General features: G+C 73.7%; 16 protein-coding genes. 8 read left to right on the forward strand and 8 right to left on the reverse strand.

What is annotated here, in order from left to right; all coding sequences use genetic code 11:
* Positions 1–47 precede the first annotated feature (47 nt).
* From ACFTXQ_RS25335 to ACFTXQ_RS25350, 4 genes are all read left to right on the forward strand, one after another.
* Positions 48–1,502 carry a peptidoglycan D,D-transpeptidase FtsI family protein gene (locus ACFTXQ_RS25335; RefSeq protein WP_382644482.1) on the forward strand — a complete coding sequence of 485 codons (1,455 nt, stop codon included), beginning with the start codon at positions 48–50 and terminating at the stop codon, positions 1,500–1,502.
* A 63-nt stretch (positions 1,503–1,565) separates the two neighbouring features.
* Positions 1,566–2,057, forward strand: coding sequence for a GNAT family N-acetyltransferase (locus ACFTXQ_RS25340; protein ID WP_382644485.1), 492 nt, complete (start codon positions 1,566–1,568; stop codon positions 2,055–2,057).
* A 67-nt stretch (positions 2,058–2,124) separates the two neighbouring features.
* On the forward strand, positions 2,125–2,832 hold the full coding sequence (locus tag ACFTXQ_RS25345) for a DsbA family oxidoreductase (protein WP_382644487.1): 708 nt from the start codon (positions 2,125–2,127) through the stop codon (positions 2,830–2,832).
* A gap of 70 nt (positions 2,833–2,902) precedes the next feature.
* Positions 2,903–3,958 carry an aminotransferase class V-fold PLP-dependent enzyme gene (locus ACFTXQ_RS25350; RefSeq protein WP_382644489.1) on the forward strand — a complete coding sequence of 352 codons (1,056 nt, stop codon included), beginning with the start codon at positions 2,903–2,905 and terminating at the stop codon, positions 3,956–3,958.
* Between the two features lie 16 nt (positions 3,959–3,974).
* Here the strand turns inward: ACFTXQ_RS25350 and ACFTXQ_RS25355 are convergent, their stop codons facing one another.
* Entirely contained in the window at positions 3,975–5,060 is a 1,086-nt protein-coding gene (locus tag ACFTXQ_RS25355; RefSeq protein WP_382644491.1) for a pyridoxal-phosphate-dependent aminotransferase family protein, read from the reverse strand.
* A 65-nt stretch (positions 5,061–5,125) separates the two neighbouring features.
* On the opposite strand from ACFTXQ_RS25355, the gene ACFTXQ_RS25360 reads away from it, so the two are divergent.
* Positions 5,126–6,238: an amidohydrolase family protein gene (locus ACFTXQ_RS25360; protein WP_382644493.1), complete on the forward strand. Its 1,113-nt coding sequence runs from the start codon at positions 5,126–5,128 to the stop codon at positions 6,236–6,238.
* A 305-nt stretch (positions 6,239–6,543) separates the two neighbouring features.
* Entirely contained in the window at positions 6,544–7,452 is a 909-nt protein-coding gene (locus tag ACFTXQ_RS25365) for an SCO1860 family LAETG-anchored protein (RefSeq protein WP_382644495.1), read from the forward strand.
* A gap of 43 nt (positions 7,453–7,495) precedes the next feature.
* On the opposite strand, the gene ACFTXQ_RS25370 is transcribed toward ACFTXQ_RS25365, so the two are convergent.
* Together ACFTXQ_RS25370 and cobC are read right to left on the reverse strand one after the other, a co-directional pair.
* Positions 7,496–8,701: a CapA family protein gene (locus ACFTXQ_RS25370; RefSeq protein ID WP_382644497.1), complete on the reverse strand. Its 1,206-nt coding sequence runs from the start codon at positions 8,699–8,701 to the stop codon at positions 7,496–7,498.
* Between the two features lie 417 nt (positions 8,702–9,118).
* Complete coding sequence (cobC, locus tag ACFTXQ_RS25375; protein WP_382644499.1) at positions 9,119–10,570, reverse strand: Rv2231c family pyridoxal phosphate-dependent protein CobC; 1,452 nt, start codon at positions 10,568–10,570, stop codon at positions 9,119–9,121.
* A gap of 107 nt (positions 10,571–10,677) precedes the next feature.
* On the opposite strand from cobC, the gene ACFTXQ_RS25380 reads away from it, so the two are divergent.
* Positions 10,678–11,403: a ZIP family metal transporter gene (locus ACFTXQ_RS25380; RefSeq protein ID WP_382644501.1), complete on the forward strand. Its 726-nt coding sequence runs from the start codon at positions 10,678–10,680 to the stop codon at positions 11,401–11,403.
* 2 nt (positions 11,404–11,405) lie between these two features.
* Here ACFTXQ_RS25380 and ACFTXQ_RS25385 read toward each other — a convergent pair whose 3' ends face one another.
* Genes ACFTXQ_RS25385 through ACFTXQ_RS25395 form a run of 3 tightly spaced genes read right to left on the reverse strand, consistent with a single transcriptional unit; the run spans position 11,406 to position 15,615 of the window.
* Positions 11,406–12,902, reverse strand: a complete 1,497-nt coding sequence (locus ACFTXQ_RS25385) for a cobyrinate a,c-diamide synthase (RefSeq protein WP_382644570.1) — start codon at positions 12,900–12,902, stop codon at positions 11,406–11,408.
* Between the two features lie 8 nt (positions 12,903–12,910).
* A complete protein-coding gene (gene cobO, locus ACFTXQ_RS25390; RefSeq protein WP_053678569.1) occupies positions 12,911–13,510 on the reverse strand; it encodes a cob(I)yrinic acid a,c-diamide adenosyltransferase in 600 nt (199 codons plus the stop codon).
* Positions 13,510–15,615 (reverse strand): putative cobaltochelatase, encoded by a 2,106-nt coding sequence (locus ACFTXQ_RS25395; RefSeq protein WP_382644503.1) that lies wholly within the window; start codon positions 15,613–15,615, stop codon positions 13,510–13,512. The genes cobO and ACFTXQ_RS25395 overlap by 1 nt, the downstream gene beginning before the upstream one ends.
* A gap of 146 nt (positions 15,616–15,761) precedes the next feature.
* Between ACFTXQ_RS25395 and ACFTXQ_RS25400 the strand changes: the two genes are divergently transcribed.
* Positions 15,762–16,982 carry an RNA-guided endonuclease InsQ/TnpB family protein gene (locus ACFTXQ_RS25400; RefSeq protein ID WP_382644505.1) on the forward strand — a complete coding sequence of 407 codons (1,221 nt, stop codon included), beginning with the start codon at positions 15,762–15,764 and terminating at the stop codon, positions 16,980–16,982.
* 109 nt (positions 16,983–17,091) lie between these two features.
* Here ACFTXQ_RS25400 and ACFTXQ_RS25405 read toward each other — a convergent pair whose 3' ends face one another.
* Together ACFTXQ_RS25405 and ACFTXQ_RS25410 are read right to left on the reverse strand one after the other, a co-directional pair.
* Positions 17,092–18,612 (reverse strand): cobyric acid synthase, encoded by a 1,521-nt coding sequence (locus ACFTXQ_RS25405; RefSeq protein WP_382644506.1) that lies wholly within the window; start codon positions 18,610–18,612, stop codon positions 17,092–17,094.
* Entirely contained in the window at positions 18,609–19,565 is a 957-nt protein-coding gene (locus ACFTXQ_RS25410) for a cobalamin biosynthesis protein (protein WP_382644508.1), read from the reverse strand. The genes ACFTXQ_RS25405 and ACFTXQ_RS25410 overlap by 4 nt, the downstream gene beginning before the upstream one ends.
* Between the last annotated feature and the right edge of the window lie 33 nt (positions 19,566–19,598).

Consider the following 19,598-nt stretch of genomic DNA (forward strand, 5'->3'; position numbering starts at 1 on the left):
CGGGGCAGAGCGGAACGCCTGGGGCCGCTGGTGCGTCCTTCTGGGGGATGAACAAGACGATCAGGCGTGCGTCGGTCTTCTGTCTGCTTCTGGTGCTGGCCCTGCTGGTCCGTGTCACCTGGGTGCAGGCGTACCAAGGCCAGGCCCTCGCAGACGACAAGAACAACCGGCGGAACCTCATCGGGCAGTACGAGAACCCGCTGGGCAACATCATCGTGGGCGGGGAGGCGGTCACCGGCTCGGCCAAGACGGGCGGCAAGGACTTCGGCTACAAGCGGACCTACACCAACGGCCCGCTCTACGCGCCGATCACCGGCTACAGCTCCCAGGCCTTCGGCACGAGCATGCTGGAGGGCGTCTACAAGAACATCCTCAACGGCTCCGACAGCCGGCTGAAGACCATGATGGACGTGCTCACCGACAAGCGGGCCGCCCCGGGCAACGTCCTGACCACCATCGACCCGGACGTGCAGAAAGCCGCGTACGAGGCGTTCCAGGGCAAGAACCTGCAGGGGGCCGCCGTGGCCATCGACCCCTCCACGGGCCAGATCCTCGCCGTCGTCAACAACCCCTCCTTCGACCCGGGCCGGATCACGGGCGCCAACGACGAGGCGGCCTGGAAGGAGCTCTCCGCCGATCAGGGCAAGGCGATGGAGAACGTGGCCCTGCGCAAGCCGCAGGCCCCCGGCTCCACCTTCAAGCTGGTCACCCTCGCCGCGGCGATCGAGAACGGCCTGGTCTCCTCGATCGACCAGACCACCTCCGTGCCGGGCGACTACACCATCCCCGGCACCAGGACCAAGCTCCGGAGCGAAGTGCCCGACGAGATGTGCAACAACGTCTCGCCGCGCACCGCGCTCAGGCTCTCCTGCAACAACGTCTTCGCCGACTTCGCGCACCGGCTGGGCCAGGACAAGATGCGTGCGATGGCCGAGAAGCTCGGCTTCAACACGCAGATCGACACCCCGGTCCGCACCAACCCGCCGAGCAAGTACCCGACGAAGAAGATGTCGGTCGACCAGGTCGCGCAGACGGGTATCGGCCAGTTCGACGTGCAGGCCACCCCGCTGCAGATGGCGATGGTGACGGCCGCGATCGAGAACGGCGGCAAGCTCGTCGCCCCGCACATGGTCTCCGAGGTCACCGACTCCGGAGGCAACGTGCTGGAGAGCTTCAAGGACACCAAGTCCCAGCAGGTCATGAGCGAGCGGACCGCCTCGATGCTCCGCGACGCCATGCGCACGGTCGCCACCGAGGGCGGCGGCAAGCCCGCCCAGGTGACGGGCGCCGAGGTGGGCGGCAAGACCGGTACCGCACAGCGCGGCGTGAACAACAGCCTGCCGCCGCTGGCCTGGTTCACCTCGTACGGGAAGCTGAACGGCAAGCAGGTCGCCGTCGCCGTCGTGATCGAGAACTCCGACACCGACCGCTCCGAGATCGGCGGCGGAAAGCTGGCCGCCCCCATCGCCCAGAAGATGATGGAGGCGTGGCTGAAGAAGTAGCCACGCGGTCCGTGCGGCCGGCGCGCCGGGAACCGACACGGTTCCCGGCGCGTTCCCCTTTCCATGATCAGAGCCGCGCGCCCCGCCGACCTCGACGCGATCGCCGCCCTGCACGCCCGGGCCCGCGCGACCTACTACAAGGGCCGCATCCCCGAGGAGGCCTACAGCGGCGCGGCCGAGCTCGCCCGTACCCGCGAGGGCTGGTCCCGGGCCGTCGCCCGCGCCCAGTCCGACGGCGGGGTCCTGTGCGCCGAGCAGGACGGCGAGCTCACCGGGGTCGCCGCCTTCCGCACCGCGGCCGGCGAGACCACCCTCACCCAGCTCCACGTCGACCCGGTCCACTGGCGCAAGGGCACCGGGGCCGCCCTCCACGCGGCCTGCCTCGACGCCTGGCGCCGCGCCGGAATCCACCGGGTCCGCCTTGAGGTCTACGCCCACAACCTCCGCGCCCAGGCCTTCTACGCCACCCACGGCTGGCTCCCGGACCCGCATTCCACCGCCTCCGGCTCCCACCGCGTCCTGTGGCTGGAGGTGCCCCCGCCGTCCGGGGAATGAGACGGACCTCCGGGTCGTTGAAGCGAGAACTGTTTCGTCCCCCCGGACCCGGAGAGAAGAAGGATTCATGCGCGTCGAGATCTGGAGCGACATCGCCTGCCCCTGGTGCTACATCGGCAAGGCCCGTTTCGCCAAGGGGCTGGCCGAGTTCGCGCACCGCGACGAGGTGGAGGTCGTCTTCCGCTCCTTCGAGCTCGACCCGAACGCCGCCAAGGGCGTCACCGCGCCCGTCACCGAGATGCTCGCCAGGAAGTACGGCCGCACCCTCGAGGAGGCGCGCGGCATGGAGGAGCACGTCGCGGACGCCGCCCGCGCCGAGGGCCTGCAGTACCGCATCGACGGGCGCGACCACGGCAACACCTTCGACATCCACCGCCTGCTGCACCTGGCCGGGGCCCGCGGCCGCCAGGAGGAGCTGCTGGACCTGGCCTACCGGGCCAACTTCGGTGAGGAGCGCTCCGTCTTCGACCCCGAGGTGCTGGTCGCGCTCGCCGTCGAGGCCGGGCTGGAGGAGGCCGAGGCCCGCGCCGTCCTCGCCGACGATTCCGCCTACGCCGACCAGGTCCGGGCCGACGAGCGCGAGGCCGCCGAACTGGGCGCCAACGCCGTGCCGTTCTTCGTCCTCGACCGCCGCTACGGGATCTCCGGCGGGCAGCCCGCCGAGGTGTTCACCCGCGCCCTGGAGCAGGCCTGGGCCGGGCGCGAGGTGACCGAACCGGCCGCCGGCGCCGAGGCGTGCGAGCCCGACGGGTCGTGCGCGGTCCCGCAGTCATAAGTAATTCTTTGGCTCGGCACGCAAAACCCGGCAATGGACTTTGAGTCCTTGTCGGAGCAGAGTGGTAGGCATGGATCTTCCACTCGCCGAAGCGGCCCGTGCCGAGTTCACCCACTCCACCACCTACCTCAACACCGCCAACTACGGGGTGCTCCCACGCTCCACGGTCGCCGCCGTACGGGAGCTGGCCGAGGCGGCGGGGGCCGCGATCCCCGCCGGATTCGGCGACTTCGACCGGGTGAACCGCGCCCGGGCCGCCTTCGCCCGGCTCGTCGGCGTCGACACCGCACGGGTCGCCGTCGGCTCGGCCGTGGCCACCCACGTCGGCCTCGTCTCCGCCTCGCTCCCGGCCGGCGCCGAAGTCCTCTGCCCGGAGGGCGACTTCGCCTCCGTGATCAACCCGTTCCTGCTGCGGGGCGACCTCAAGGTCCGCTTCGCACCGCTGGAATCCCTCGCCGAGGCCGTCGGCCCCGACACCGCACTCGTCTCGCTGAGCGCCGTGCAGTCCGCCGACGGCCGCATGGCCGACCTCGCCGCCGTACGCGCGGCGACCACCGCGCACGGCGCCCGGATGCTGGTGGACGCCACGCAGGCGGCGGGCTGGCTGCCCTTCGACGCCTCCCCGTACGAGTACACGGTCACCGCCGGGTACAAGTGGCTGCTCGGATCCCGCGGCGCCTCGTACCTGACCGTGTCGGAGGAGGCCCAGCACACCCTGACCCCGCTGCACGCCGGGTGGGTGGCGGCACGGTCCATGTGGGACGCCACCTACGGGCCCATGCCGGAACTCGCCCACGACGCACGCCGGTTCGACGAGTCCCCGGCCTTCCTCGCCTACCACGCGGCCGAGGCCTCGCTGGACCTGCTGGAGCGGATCGGCATCGAGGCGGTCCACGCGCACGACACCGCCCTGGCCGCCCGCTACCGGGCCGGGCTCGCCCGCCTCGGCCACGAACCGGTGCCCGGCGCGGCGGCCATCGTCTCGGTGCCCGGGCTCGCCGGCCGGCAGCCCGCCCTGCAGGCGGCCGGCATCGTCACCTCCGCCCGCGCGGGCGCCCTGCGGGCCTCGTTCCACCTCTACACCACCGAGGCGGACGTGGACCGGCTGCTCGACGCCCTGTCCTGACGGGCTGGGACGGGGGTTAGCCCCGGCCGGCCGCCGCCCAGGCCGCGTCCGCCGCGGCCAGCGCCGCGCCGGGCTCGGCCCCCAGGGCCGCCGCGAGGGCCGTCAGGGAGGCCCGGACCACGGCCGGCGAGGCCGCCGTGCCGAAGTGGTTGACCCGCACCATCTCCTGCGCGAGCGCGCCGCCGCCCGCGGCGAGCGGAGCCGCCGGGTCCGCCGCCAGGGCCTTGGCCACCACCGTCGAGGCGTCGGCGACCCGCAGGGTGGTGGCCACCGGCGCCGCCTCCGACGCCCGGCCCACGAACGGGGCGATCCCGAGCTCCGCCGCACCCGCGCGGGTCGCCGCCGCCGCGGCCGCGTGGCGGGCCGTCACCGACGACAGCCCCTCCGCCGCGATCCGGTCCAGACACGCCTCCAGCGCCAGCATCTCCAGCTGCGCCGGGGCGTGCAGCAGCGTCGTGCGCCCGCCGTCGATCCAGCGTTCCTTCCAGTCCAGCAGCGAGAGGTACGAGCGGCGCGGGGCCGCCGGGTTCTGCGCGAACCGGTCCCACGCCCGCTCCGACACCGACACCGCCGAGACGCCCGCCGGGCCGCCCATCGCCTTCTGCGCGCCGATCACGCACAGGTCCACGCCCCACGCGTCCGGCAGCAGCGGCTCCGCGCCCACCGAAGCCACCGCGTCCAGCATGAACAGCGCCTCGTGGGCCCGTACGACCTCGCCGATCTCCGCCACCGGGTTCGTGTTGCCGGTCGCCGCCTCCGCGTGGACCAGCGAGACGAAGTCGATCTCCGGGCGTTCGGCCAGAGCCCGCGCCACCTGCTCCGCCGTCACCGCCGTGTCGAAGGGGACCGCCAGGTCCACCACGGTGGCACCGCAGTCGCGCAGCCAGTTGCCGAAGGTGGTCCCGTAGGGGCCGGTGACGACGTTCAGCGCCGTCGAACCGGGCCGGGCGCCCGACCGGATGCACCCCTCCAGCGGCAGCAGCGCCTCGCCCTGGGTGATCACCACGTCCTGCCGGGTGGCGAGGAGGTCCGCGACCCCCTGCTCGATCGACGCGAAGCGCTCCGCGGTGAGCGGCGGGAGGTCCAGCAGGGGGTGGGTCACGGTGGTGCTCTCTTCGTCCGGGGTTACCCGCCCGAGCGTACCGAGCCCGCACGTACAGTGCCGCCATGAGCGATGTGAGCGATGTGAGCCGCGCGGGCGACGTGCTGCACGTGAAGGGGCGGGTGCTCGTCGGGCCCGACGAGGTCCGCGACGAGCTCTGGGTGGTCGGGGGGCGGATCTCCTACGAGCGCCCGAGCACCGCCCGCGAGGTCACCACCGTGGCCGGCTGGGCCCTGCCCGGACTGGTCGACGCGCACTGCCACGTGGGCCTCGATTCCCACGGCCCGGTCGACGCCGCGACCGCCGAGCGCCAGGCCCTGACCGACCGGGACGCGGGCACCCTCCTCATCCGCGACGCCGGATCGCCCTCCGACACCCGCTGGATCGACGACCGCGAGGACCTGCCGAAGATCATCCGGGCCGGCCGGCACATCGCGCGCACCCGCCGCTACATCCGCAACTACGCGCACGAGATCGAGCCCGCCGACCTCGTCGCGTACGTGGGCCGCGAGGCGCGGCGGGGCGACGGCTGGGTGAAGCTGGTCGGCGACTGGATCGACCGCGAGGTCGGCGACCTGGCCGCCTGCTGGCCGCGCGCCGAGGTCGAGGCGGCCATCGCGGAGGCGCACCGGCTGGGCGCCCGGGTGACGGCGCACTGCTTCGCCGAGGACTCGCTGCGCGACCTGGTGGAGGCGGGCATCGACTGCATCGAGCACGCGACCGGCCTGACCGAGGACACCATCCCCCTCTTCGCGGAGCGCGGGGTGGCGATCGTCCCGACGCTCGTGAACACCGCGACGTTCCCGAAGCTGGCGGCGGGCGGCGAGGCGAAGTTCCCGGACTGGTCGGCGCACATGCGCCGGCTCCACGAGAAGCGGTACGACACCGTCCGGGCCGCCTACGACGCGGGCATCCAGGTGTACGTCGGCACCGACGCGGGAGGTTCCCTGCCGCACGGCCTGGTCGCGGCGGAGGTGGCGGAGCTGGTGAAGGCCGGGATCCCGCCGCTGGACGCGCTCTCGGCGACGGCCTGGGCGGCACGCGCCTGGCTCGGCAGGCCGGGCCTGACCGAGGGGGCGCCGGCGGACCTCGTGGTCTACGCCGCCGATCCGCGCGAGGACGTACGGGCTCTCGCGCAGCCGCTGCGCGTCGTCGTGAACGGCACGGTCCGGGCCTGAGCGCCCGCGCTCCCGCCGCCGCGTCGGCATGTTGACGCCGCGTGACATCTGCGGCCGGTCGGTCGTTGTAGACGACCGCGCGGGCAGCCGAATCAAACGTCGCAGCGACAGAAGGACACTCACGGGACGCGTGAGGTGAAGAAAATCGAATACATGCGTGGAAACCACCCTTTGGGGTGAACTCACGTCAGGTTGCCGCCCGTTCACTCACAGTGCGTAAAGATTCCGGGGACGAAGCCGTCGACGCGCGCGGTGTCCCCCATCGGCGCCGCGACGGCACCCATCTCCCCGGGGGTTCCACCAACTTGAACAGCAACACCTTCCGCATGCCCGCGGCCGTCCTGCTCGCCACGGGAGCGGTAGCCCTGCTCACCGCGCCGCCCGCCCTCGCCACGGGCGGCCCCGGCGCGGGGAGCGAGGGCAGGGCCGGCGCCGTCGTCCTGCGCACCGGACTGGACGTCGGCCTGCTCAACAAGACCGTGCACATCCCGCTGAAGGCGACCCTCAACGAGGTCACCGCCCCGGCGTCCGCCGCCGAGAAGACGGCGCTGACCGTCACCCTGGACGGGGTCGAGGGAGGCGCGCCCGTCAGCGTGCTCCGCGCCGACGTGGCCACCTCCAAGGCGACCGCGGACAAGACCCGCGCCGAGGCCGAGGCCAACCTCGCCAAGGCCCGGGTGCACGTGCCGGGCCTGCCGGCGCTCTCGCTCATCGAGGTGGAGAAGGTCACCTCCAAGGCCGTCTGCGAGGCGGGCAAGCAGCCGGTCGCCAGCGCGAACGTCCTCGGCACGGTGACCGCGCTCGGCAAGAAGATCACGCTGTCGGCGGGCGGCCCCACCAAGCTGGAGGTTCCGGGCGTCGGCGTGGTCAGCCTGGAGCTGTCCGGTACGCAGACCACCTCCACCACGGCCGCCGCGGCCGCGCTCCGCCTCAAGGTGTCGGTGAACCCGCTGAACCTGGGCGTGGCGCAGGTCGAGGGCGAGGTCGTCCTCGCCGAGGCGCACTGCGAGTCCCCGACCGGCCCGGCGCCGTCCCCGTCCGCGAAGCCGGACGTCAAGCCCCAGACCGGGACCGGGACCGGCATCACCACCGATGCCAACCTGGCGGAGACCGGCGGGGGTTCGCTGACCCCGTACGTCGCGGGCGGCGCGCTGGTCCTGCTCGGGATCGGGGCGGCCGCACTCGTCGTGTCCCGGCGGGGCAGGGCCTCGTAGCACCGCGGGGGGCGCCGCCCGAGGAGCACACGGAGGGGAGTGCTCAGCGGGCGGCGTGCTCCAGGCCCTGCGCGGCCGCACCCCGCGACAGCACGGCGGCGCTGACCTGCTCGTCGATCCGGGCGTACTCGCTCCGCTTGGCGGCCGGGAGCGTGCTGTCGGTGGCCGCGCAGGAGGCGCAGACGACACGGAACGGCGGCCCCATGTCCGAGTACTGCGTGAGGAATTCGGCCTTGACCACCTCCCAGCGGCCCGTGTGGGCCGCCGCCGGGGCGAAGGTGAAACGGGGGATGGACGACTGGTTGCCGCGCAGCTTGTCGGCCGGCACGAAACTGGCGACCTGGTCGCCCATGCCGAAGACGACCCAGGTTCCGTTGATCTTCTCGTAGGGCTGCGGAACGTGGTTGTGCGTGCCGATGATCAGATCGATGTCGGGGAGGCCGTCGGCGGCGCGGGAGGCGGTCAACGCCTGCGCCAGCTCGCGCTGCTGCTCATCGGGCGCGGTCTGCCACTCGGTCCCCCAGTGGACGCTCACCGCCACCACGTTCGCGCCGGCCGCCCGCGCGGCACGGGCGTCGGCGATGATCCGGTCCTCGTCGATCAGGTTGACGGCCCACGGCCTGTCCTGGGGGAGCGGAATGCCGTTCGTGCCGTACGTGTACGAGAGCTGGGCGACGCTCGCACCGCCGGCCGAGAGCAGGGCCGGGGCCTTGGCCTCCTCCGCGCTGCGGGCCGAGCCGACGTGCCGGACGCCGACGCGGTCGAGGTGCTCCAGGGTGCGGGTGAGGCCCTCGTAGCCGTCGTCCAGGGTGTGGTTCGAGGCGGTGGAACAGCTGTCGTACCCGGCGTCCTTGAGGGCGTCGGCCAGTTGGTGCGGGGCCTTGAAGGTCGGATAGCCGGTGTAGGGGCCGCCGGGCCGCCCGTACGGTATCTCGTGATGGCATATCGCCAGGTCGGCGGCGGAGACCAGGGGTTTGACCCCGGCCAGTATCTTCCGGAAGTCGTACTCCCCGCTCTTGCCGGCGTCGTCCGCCGAGCGTTGGACGATCGAGGGGTACGGGATGATGTCGCCGGTGGCCACGAGCGTGAACGGTTGCCCCGGCGCCGCGACGCTCTCCCTCTGCGCAGGCTTGCCCTGGAACCGCTGCTCGGCGGCCCCGCCGTCGGTAAACCGCATCCCGGCGACGATGCCCCCGCCCACGAGGGCCAGCCCGGCCAGGGCCGCACCCATCTTGACGGATGCCTTCATTCCCAACCCCCGATGTCGTGTACCGATGCGGGGATCCTTGCCCGCCCCCGCCCCCGTAGCCATCGTAGGTAGGCCATCCGGGGGATCGTGGTGCCGCTGCGCGGAGCGGTCCCCTACCCGCCCTTCCCCCGTTCCCCGGGCTCCGCCCGGACCCGGTCCTCAAACGCCGGACGGGCTGAACCCCCCGGGGCTCCGCCCCAGACCCCGCTCCTCAAACGCCGGAGGGGCTGGGTTGGCCGGGGGTGGGGACGGGGTGGGGTGTCGGCCGGGACTAAAACGAGATGAATTCGGCGCACGCTCCCGCTCGGCAGAACAGGTTCGGACAGGGCGCCGAACATCGAAGCCCGTCCCGGACGACACCCCACCCCGTCCCCAGCGCCGGCCCCACACCGCCGCGCGGCCAGCGCCCCGGCACCGTCAACGCCCGGCCAGCGCAAGGGCGTGGTCCAGGGCCTGCAGCAGCCGCCCCGTAGTAGCCCGGTCGCGGACCGCGAGCCGCAGCCAGGAGTGGTCCAGCCCCGGGAACGTGTCCCCCCGCCGCACCGCGAAGCCCAGCGCGCGCAGCCGGGTGCGGACCTCCGCCCCGCCCGGCACCTGGATCAGGACGAACGGCCCCTCCGCCACCCCGACGACCGTGACCTCCTCGAACTCGGCGAGCCCGGCCAGCAGATGCGCCCGGTCCGCCGCGATCCGCCCCGCGGCGGCCTCCGCCTCGGCCAGCGCCGCCGGAGCCACACAGGCCTCCGCCGCGACCAGCGCCGGCGTGGACACCGGCCACAACGGCTGCGCCGCCGCCAGCTTCGCGATGACCTCCGGCTCGGCCAGCACGTAGCCGATCCGCAGCCCCGCCAGCCCCCACGTCTTCGTCAGGCTCCGCAGCACCACCAGCCCCGGCACGTCCATCCGCCCCGCGAGGGCCTCCCGCTCGCCGGGCACGGCGTCCATGAACGCCTCGTCCACGACCAGGATCCGCCCCGGCCGCGCCAGCGCGGCCAGCGTCGCCGCCGGGTGCAGGACCGACGTCGGGTTGGTCGGATTGCCGACCACCACCAGGTCCGCGTCCTCCGGCACCGCCGCCGGATCGAGGCGGAAACCGTCCGACGCCCGCAGCACCACCCGCTCCACCCGGTGCCCGGCATCCCGCAGGGCCGCCTCCGGCTCGGTGAACTGCGGGTGCACCACGACCGGCCGTACGGCACCCAGGGCCCGCGCGATCAGCACGAAGGCCTCCGCCGCCCCGGCCGTCAGAAGCACCCGCTCGACCGGCAGCCCGTGCCGATCCGCGACCGCCGCGCGGGCCGACCGGCCGTCGGGGTACGCCGAGAGGTCCCCGAGGGAGGCGGCGATCCGCTGCTTGAGCCACTCCGGGGGAGTGTCCGCCCGTACGTTGACCGCGAGGTCCACCAGCGCCGAGCCCGCGTCCATCACCTCCGCGTCCCCGTGGTGCCGCAGGTCGTGCGCCTGGGCCGTGGCCACCGCGCAGGTCGCCGCCACCGACCGGCGCTTCGGCACGAGGAGTTCCCCGCCGCCCGCGAGCGCCGCGGCCTCCGCCACCGAGGGCGTTCCGGTGGCGGACCGGGCCGCGTCCGAGGGGTGCGGCACCGTGATCGCGGCCAGCTGCTGGGCGGGGTAGCTGAGGAGGGGCACGCCGAAACGTTCCGCCGCGCCCGTCAGCCCCGATTCGCCCGCCTTCGAGTCCACCGTGGCCAGCGCCGTCACCGCCCCGGAGGCCAGCCCGGCCCCCCGCAGCGTCTCCTCGACCAGGGCGCAGACCTCCGCCACGGAAACCCCCGCGCGTCCGCCGACCCCGACCACCAGCTGCGTGTCGTACTCGCCCACCGGGGGTCCTCCCTCCGTAGTCACCGTCATCGGTCAGTCGTGCCAGTCGTGCCGGTCGTATCCGTCGTCAACAGTCCGACACAGGCCACCCGCGCGCGGAAGTGCGCGCGGCGCGAGGAGTCGGTATTCAGGGGCACATGGCCGTGATGGTGGCGTTGGGCGCGTTCCTGATGACCCTGGCGGGCGGATGGACGGCGCAACGCGTCACCGACCGCCGCCACCTCGTGCTGGGCCTGGCCGGCGGGCTCATGCTCGGCGTCGTCGGCCTCGACCTGCTCCCGGAGGCCCTCCACGCGGCGGGCGGAGAGGTCTTCGGCGTCCCCCTCGCCCTGCTGCTCTTCGTGGCCGGCTTCCTCGTCACGCACGTCGTGGAACGCGTCCTGGCCGTGCGTCAGGCCGCGCACGGCGCCGAGAACGGCGCCCGCGTCCCGCAGGTCGGGCTGACGGCCGCCGCGGCCATGGTCGGCCACAGCCTCGCCGACGGCGTGGCGCTGGGCGCGGCCTTCCAGGTCGGCGGGGGCATGGGCGTCGCCGTGGCGCTGGCCGTCATCACCCACGACTTCGCCGACGGGTTCAACACGTACACCCTCACCAGGCTCTACGGGAACGCCCGCCGCAAGGCCCTGCTGATGCTCTTCGCGGACGCCGCCGCACCGGTGGTCGGCGCGGCGTCCACTCTGCTGTTCACCCTTCCGGAGGAACCGCTCGGCGCGTACCTCGGCTTCTTCGGCGGGGTGCTGCTGTACCTGGCGGCCGCCGAGATCCTGCCCGAGGCCCACCACCGGCACCCCGCCCTGTCCACGCTGATGTGCACGGTGGGCGGGGTGGCCGGGATCTGGCTCGTGGTGGGCCTCGCGGACTGATCTCACGGCCGGGCCGCCGCCGCCTCGACGAAGCGGAGGGCGACGGACGGCTCCGCCGCCCAGTGCGTGTGCAGGTAGCTGGCGTGCACCCCCTGCTGTACGAAGCCCTCGACGCGGCGTTCCGGATGCGTGAACCCCCACGCGGGGGCGCTGCCGGCGCCGGGCTCGATCACCGTCCGGTGGAACTCGTGCCCGCGCAGCCGGGTCCCGGCGGGGGCGAGCGCGCTGTCGGACACCGCCACGGCCTCGCGGTAGCCGAGGGTGAGGCGCTCCGACATCCGGGCGTCGGCGTCGAGCACCCCGCACATGGGCTTCCCGTCCAGGGAGCGGGCCAGGTACAGCAGCCCGGCGCACTCGGCGGCCACCGGGCCGCCGGCCGCGGCGAAGGCGGCCACGGCCTTGCGGAGCGGTGCGTTGGCGGACAGTTCGGGCGCGTACACCTCGGGGAACCCGCCGCCGATCACCAGGCCGGTGGTGCCGGCCGGCAGGGCCGCGTCCCGGAGCGGGTCGAAGGTGACGACCTCCGCCCCGGCGGCGGTGAGCAGCTCCGCGTGCTCGGCGTACGAGAACGTGAACGCGGCCCCGCCGGCCACTGCGACCACCGGTCGCCGACTGGGGCTCCGCCCCAGACCCCGCGCCTCAAACGCCGGCGAGGCTGGATGTGGCTGCGGCCGTCCGTCCGCAAGACTGGACTGCCCGGAGGGCAATTCCAGCCCCTCCGGCGTTTGAGGAGCGGGGTCCGGGGCGGAGCCCCGGCTGCGCGTCAGCGCAGTGGCCGGAGACCAGGCCTCGCAGGTCAGCGCCGGGGCCGTGCGGGCCAGGGCCAGCAGCGCGTCCAGGTCGCACCCCTGGCGGACCTGGTCGGCGAGGGCCGCGACCGCGGCCAGCGCGTCGGCCCGCCGCTCGGCGACCGGCACCAGGCCCAGGTGCCGCGACGGCGCCGCCACCTGCGGAGCCCGCCGCAGGACGCCGAGCACCGGCATCCCCGCCTCCTCCAGCGCCTCCCGCAGCATCGCCTCGTGCCGGTCGGAGCCGACCTTGTTCAGGATCACGCCCCCCAGCCGCACCTGCGGGTCGAAGGACGCGAAGCCGTGCACCAGCGCAGCCACCGAACGCGACTGCGACGAGGCGTCGACGACCAGCACCACCGGCGCCCGCAGCAGCTTCGCCACCTGCGCCGTCGACGCCAGTTCACCCCGGCCCGCGGCCCCGTCGTACAGGCCCATCACGCCCTCGACGACCGCCAGGTCGCACCCGGACGCCCCGTGCGCGAACAGCGGAGCGACCAGCTCCGGCCCGCACATGAAGGCGTCCAGGTTGCGGCCCGGCCGGCCGGTGGCCAGCGCGTGGTAGCCGGGGTCGATGTAGTCGGGCCCGGCCTTGTGCGGGGACACGGCCAGGCCGCGCTCCGAGAAGGCCGCCATCAGACCCGTGGCCACGGTGGTCTTGCCGCTGCCGGAGGACGGCGCGGCGATGACCAGCCGAGGCACGTTGAACAGGGACGAGGTCACCACTCGATGCCCTTCTGGCCCTTCTGGCCGGCGTCCATCGGGTGCTTGACCTTGGTCATCTCCGTGACCAGGTCCGCGAACTCCACCAGCTTCTCGGGCGCGTTCCGGCCCGTGATCACCACGTGCTGGGTACCGGGCCGGTTCCGCAGCACCTCGATGACCTCGTCGACGTCGATCCAGCCCCAGTGCATCGGGTACGCGAACTCGTCGAGCACGTACAGCCGGTGCGTCTCGGCGGCGAGATCGCGCTTGACCTGCTCCCAGCCCTCCTTGGCCGCCTGCTCGTTGTCGAGCTGAGCGTCCCGCTGGACCCAGGACCAGCCCTCGCCCATCTTGTGCCAGACGACGGAGCCGCCCTCGCCGGAGGCGCCGAGCACCTTGAGCGCGTTCTCCTCGCCGACCTTCCACTTCGCCGACTTGACGAACTGGAACACCCCGATCGGCCAGCCCTGGTTCCAGGCGCGCAGCGCCAGCCCGAAGGCCGCCGTGGACTTGCCCTTGCCGGGACCGGTGTGGACGAAGACGAGCGGACGGTTGCGGCGCTGGCGCGTCGTGAGCCCGTCGTCCGGAACGACGGACGGCTGTCCCTGAGGCATTACGCGGCCCTCCTGTTGGTGTCGGATGCGGTGGATGTCACTGCGGTACGTACGTTCTTCACGAGCCCGGCCAGCGAGTCGGCCCGCAGCCCGTCCAGCGTGACGGCGGGCCCGCCGAGGTCGGCGGCGAGCACCCCGGCCAGCCCCAGCCGGACCGGCCCGGACTCGCAGTCCACGACGACCGAGGCGATGCCCTCGGCGGCCAGCAGCCGGGCGCTGCGCGCGGAGAGCTCCCGGGGATCCCCTCCGACGGCCCCGGCCGAGGTGGCCCGCCCGTCGGTGACGACGACGAGAAGCGGGCGCCGGCTCGGATCCCGCAGCCGCTCGATCCGCAGCACCTCGCGGGCCTTCAGCAGCCCGGCGGCCAGCGGGGTGCGGCCGCCGGTGGGCAGCCGCTCCAGCCGGGCCGCGGCGGCGTCCACCGAGGAGGTGGGCGGCAGCGCCAGTTCGGCCGCGGCACCCCGGAAGGTGATCAGGCCGACCTTGTCCCGGCGCTGGTAGGCGTCGAGGAGCAGCGACAGCACGGCGCCCTTGACCGCGCTCATGCGCTGCCGGGCGGCCATCGAGCCGGAGGCGTCGACGACGAACAGGACGAGGTTGCCCTCGCGGCCCTCCCGCGTGGCCTGGCGCAGGTCGTCCTTGCGGATCACCAGGCCGGGCCCGCTGCGCCCGCGCACCTTCTGGTGCGGGGCGGCCGCGTGCACGGTGGCCGCCAGGTGCAGCTTGCCGAGGTGGCCGCGGGGGCGCTGGGCGCCGGTGGTCCGGCCGTGGGCGGTGCGGGCGCGCGAACGCCGCCCGGCGGCGCCCTCGCCGAGCCCCGGCACGCTCAGCATCCTGGTACGGAACGGCTCGGAGGCCTGTACGGCGGCCTGTTCGGGCCCGCCGGCCCCTTGGGCGGAGGGCTGCGGGGCCTCGGGCTGCGCGGGCTGCTCCGGTGCCTGCGAGGGGGCCTCGGTGCTCTCCGCGGGGCCGCCGCCCTCGGGTCCGCCCTGCGGGGGTACGCCGCCCCCCTCGGGGCCGCCGCCGTCGTCGTCCGGGCCCTCCGGTTCCGGGTCGGGCCCGTTGTCCGGCTCCGGCTCGGGCTCCGGCTCCTCGTCCTCGAACCGGTCCAGGATCTCGTCCAGCTTGTCCTCGTCCAGGCCCGGCGCGTCGAACGGGTTGCGGCGGCGCCGGTGGGGGAGCGCCAGCAGGGCGGCCTGCCGTACGTCCTCCTTCCGTACGGAGGTCCGCCCGGCCCAGGCGGCCAGCGCGGTCGCGGTCCGGGCCATCACGATGTCGGCCCGCATGCCGTCGACCTCGAAGCCGGCGCACGTCGCGGCGATCTGCAGCAGCGCGGTGTCGCCGAGCGCCACCTGCGGGAGCAGGGCCCGGGCGGCCACCACCCGGGCCCGTACGTCCCGTTCGTCATCGGCGAACCGGGCCGCGAAACCGGCCGGGTCGTCCTCGTAGGAGAGCCGGCGGCGTACGACCTCCACCCGCTGGGCGGGCTCGCGGGAGGCGGCGACCTCGACGGTCAGCCCGAAGCGGTCCAGGAGCTGCGGCCGCAGCTCGCCCTCCTCGGGGTTCATCGTTCCGACGAGCAGGAACCGGGCGGCGTGCCGGACGGACACGCCCTCGCGCTCCACGTACGAGGCGCCCATGGCGGCGGCGTCGAGCAGCAGGTCGATCAGGTGGTCGTGGAGGAGGTTGACCTCGTCCACGTAGAGGATCCCCCGGTGGGCGTCGGCGAGCAGCCCGGGCTCGAAGGCCTTCACGCCTTCCGCGAGGGCCCGTTCGATGTCGAGCGCCCCGACGAGCCGGTCCTCGGAGGCGCCGACGGGCAGCTCCACCATGCGGGCGGGCCGTGCCTGTCCCGGGCCGGGCTCGTGCGGGCCGTCGGGGCAGGCCGGGTCCGGCGCGGCCGGGGCGCAGCTGAACCGGCACCCGGGCACGACGTCCACCTGCGGCAGCAGCGCCGACAGCGCGCGCACGGCGGTGGACTTGGCGGTCCCCTTCTCACCGCGCACGAGGACGCCGCCGACCGCCGGGCTCACGGCGTTGAGCAGGAGCGCCAGCCGCAGGTCGGTCTGGCCGACCACTGCGGTGAACGGGTAGGGCGTGCTCATCCCAATCTCCTTGCGTGGAAACCCTCGGCTTCAGCCGGGGGAGGAACTGCATCCGCGGCTCGGAGCCGGGCAGCGGCGGAGTGCCGCTGCGTGATGCTGTGACCTGGGCTTGTGTTCGTGTCTTGACCGCCCCTAGCGTCTGGGACGTGGGGGCTGCTTCTTCTGTGAAGCGGGCGTTCAGGTACCGCTTCTATCCGACCGACGCGCAGGCAGCTGAGCTGTCGAGGACGTTCGGGTGCGTGCGGAAGGTCTACAACATGGCCCTCGTTGCGCGGACCGAGGCGTGGACGGCGAGCAGGGCGAGGGTGGGGTACGGGCAGACTTCCGTGATGCTCACGGCCTGGAAGAAAACCGAGGAACTCGCTTATCTCGCAATGGTGTCCTCGGTTCCGCTTCAGCAGGCGCTGCGCCACCTGCAGGCGGCGTTCGTCGGGTTCTGGGGGAAGCGCGCGAAGTACCCCCGTTTCAAGTCGAAGCGGAAGGCACACGCCTCGGCCGAGTACACGCGCAGCGCGTTTCGCTACGCCCTTGGCCAGCTGACGCTGGCCAAGATGGCGGAGCCGCTGGACATCGTCCGGTCCCGGCCCCTGCCCGCAGGCTTGCAGCCGACAACTGTCACTGTCTCCCGTGACAGTGCCGGGCGCTGGTTCGTGTCCCTGCTGTGTGAGGACATTCCCACCCCGATGCCTGTCACGACCAGCACGGTGGCCATTGACGTCGGGCTGACGACCCTGGCCACTCTCTCGACTGGTGAGAAGATCGGCAACCCGAAGCACGAGCACAGGGACCGCGAACGCCTCGTCCGTGCTCAGCGGGCACTGTCGCGGAAGGAGAAGGGCAGCAAGAACCGGGCGAAGGCCCGCACCCGTGTGGCTGGGATCCACGCGCGGATCGCGGACCGCCGCAGGGATTACCTGCACAAACTGACGACTCGACTCGTGCGCGAAAACCAAACGCTCGTGATCGAGGACCTCACCGTCCGCAACATGCTCAAGAACCACAAGCTCGCCCGCGCCATCTCGGGTGCGGCCTGGCGTGAGCTGAGATCCATGCTGGAGTACAAGGCGGCCTGGTACGGGCGGGAGCTGATCACCGTGGACCGGTGGTTCCCCAGCACGCACCTGTGCTCGGCTTGCGGGGCCCTCGCCGACAAGATGCCCCTCAACGTCCGTGAGTGGACGTGTGCGAGCTGCGGGACGGCCCATGATCGGGACGGGAACGCCGCTGTGAATCTTCTGGCCGCCGGGCTGGCGGTTGCTGCCTGTGGAGCGGGTGTCAGACCTCAACGGGAGTCCTCCTCTCGGTCGGGGCGGTCCGCGGTGAAGCAGGAAACCTCACCCGCGAGGGTGGGAATCCCCTTCCTTTGAGGGAAGGGAGGAAGCCAAGCGTTGCTCACTCCTTCGGTACGAGTGCGCGTGAGGCGTGTGGCGTCGCGGTGCGTCCGGCCGGGCGCGGCGGGCAGTTCTCCACGGGGTGTCACGGCGCACCCGGGGGGAGGAACGGGAGGCCCGCCGGGGCGCCGGACTCGATCAGCCGCAGCAGGCCATCCGTGTCGGCGTGCTCCGCGATCAAGTCGCCCAGCAGGTCCAGCTGTTCCTCCCGCAGCGCGGAGAACGACGTGTCCGGTGCCGGGACGAAGCGGCGGCCGGCGGCCGCCGCGACCTCACGGAGGAACGCCCGGCGGAAGCCGTCCGACTCCAGCGAGCCGTGCCAGTGCGTGCCCCACACGGCCCCGACCCGGCAGCCGTCCAGGAACGGCTCCCCGCCCAGGACCTCGGCCACCCCGTGGTGGATCTCGTACCCCGAAACCTCCTCGCCCAGCGCCGAACCCTCCGGCCGCGCCAGGGTCTTCTCCCGCTCGAAGCGGATCCGGACCGGCAGCAGGCCGAGGCCGTCCACCGAGCCCGCCCGGGACTCGACCTCGTCCTCGATGTGCTCGCCGAGCACCTGGAAGCCGCCGCAGATGCCGAGCACCGGCCGCCCCTCGGCGGCCCGCCGCGCCAGCGCGTCCGCGAGCCCCCGCTCCCGCAGCCACTCCAGCGCCTTCACCGTGCCCCGCGTACCGGGTACGACGACCAGGTCCGCGTCGGCGAGTTCCTCGGCCCGGTCCACGAACCGCACCACGACCCCCGGCTCCGCCGCGAGCGCGTCGACGTCCGTGAAGTTCGACATCAGCGGGACCGCGCACACGGCGACCCGCAGCACGTCCTCGCCGAGCGGCGGGGCCACCACGGACTCCCGTACCGCTCCCCGCAGGGAGACCCGGAGCCCGTCCTCCTCGTCGATGCCGAGCCCGTGCCGGAAGGGCAGGACGCCGTACGTCGCCCGCCCGGTCATGCCGCGCAGCATCTCCATGCCGGGCTCCAGCAGCGAGACGTCGCCGCGGAACTTGTTGACCACGTACCCCGCGATCAGCGACTGGTCCTCCGGGGACAGCAGCGCCGTCGTGCCGAAGAACGACGCGAAGACCCCGCCCCGGTCGATGTCCCCGACCACGACCACCGGGAACCGCGCGGCCCGCGCGATGCCCATGTTCACGATGTCGGTCCGGCGCAGGTTGATCTCGGCCGGACTGCCCGCCCCCTCGCAGATCACGGCGTCATACGTGCCCCGCAGCTGCTCCAGGCAGTCCGTGACGATGCCGAGGAGCTGCTCCTGACGGCCCCCGTGGTAGCCGCGGGCGCTCATCTCGCCGACCGGCTTGCCCAGCAGCACCACCTGGCTGCTGCGGTCGCTGCCGGGCTTGAGCAGCACCGGGTTCATCAGCGCGGTCGGCTCCACCCGGGCGGCCTGGGCCTGCATGGCCTGCGCGCGCCCGATCTCGGCGCCCTCGCGCGTCACGAAGGAGTTCAGTGACATGTTCTGCGCCTTGAAGGGCGCCACCTTCACGCCCTGCCGGGACAGCCAGCGGCAGATGCCCGCCGTGACCACGCTCTTGCCCGCGTCCGACGTGGTGCCCGCGACCAGCAGTCCGCCGCCGCGCTTCGTGCCGCTCATGCCTTTCCCCTCCTCGTACGGGAGACCAGCGCCCGGGCCGCCACACAGGCTCCCAGGGCCAGCCAGGTGACCTGCCGCGACAGCCGTACGGCCCGCTCGATGTCCGCGACCTCCACCGGGCGTCCGGCCGCGCCGTTGAGCACCGCCCGGTGCTCGACGCGCCCGCCGTAGGCCAGGGTTCCGCCCAGCCGTACGCCCAGTGCCCCCGCGAAGGAGGCCTCCACGGGCCCGGCGTTCGGGCTCGGGTGCCGGGCGGCGTCGGCCCGCCAGGCACGGACCGCCCCCCGGCGGTCCGGTCCGGCCAGGACGGCGGCCAGCGCGGTCAGCCGGGCCCCGGGCCAGCCCGCCACGTCGTCGAGGCGGGCGGAGGCCCAGCCGTAGCGCAGGTGGCGGGGGGACTTGTGGCCGACCATCGCGTCCAGGGTGTTCACGGCGCGGAAGGCCAGCAGCCCGGGCACGCCGGCGACGGCGCCCCACACCAGGGCCCCGACCACCGCGTCGGAGGTGTTCTCCGCGACGGACTCCACGACGGCACGGGCCATCTGCTGCTCGTCCAGGGCCTGCGGGTCGCGCCCGCACAGGTGGGGCAGCCGCTCCCGGGCCACTTCGGTGTCACCGGCGGCGAGCGCGCCGCCGATGGCGCGGGCCTCGCGGCCGAGCGAGGTGCCGCCCACGACGGCCCAGGTGGCGGCGGCGGTCAGTGCGATACGGGCGGCCGCGGGCCGGGAGCGCACGGCGCGGGCGCCCAGCGCGCCGACGGCGGCCGCGCCCCCGGCGCAGATCAGGGTGTGCAGGGCGCCCCGGGCGCGGTCGTCGCGCCACAGGGCGCCCTCGACGGCGGCGGCGGCTCGTCCGAAGGCGGCCACGGGGTGCCCTCGGCGCGGATCCCCGAGGATCCGGTCGCCGATCAGGCCCGCCGTGACGCCGTACGCGAAGACGCGGTCGGCACGCATGGTGGCAGGTATGTCCTCACTCAGGGTCCGCGC

This window comes from Streptomyces sp. NPDC057010, assembly GCF_042673805.1.
Classification (GTDB): Bacteria; Actinomycetota; Actinomycetes; order Streptomycetales; family Streptomycetaceae; genus Streptomyces.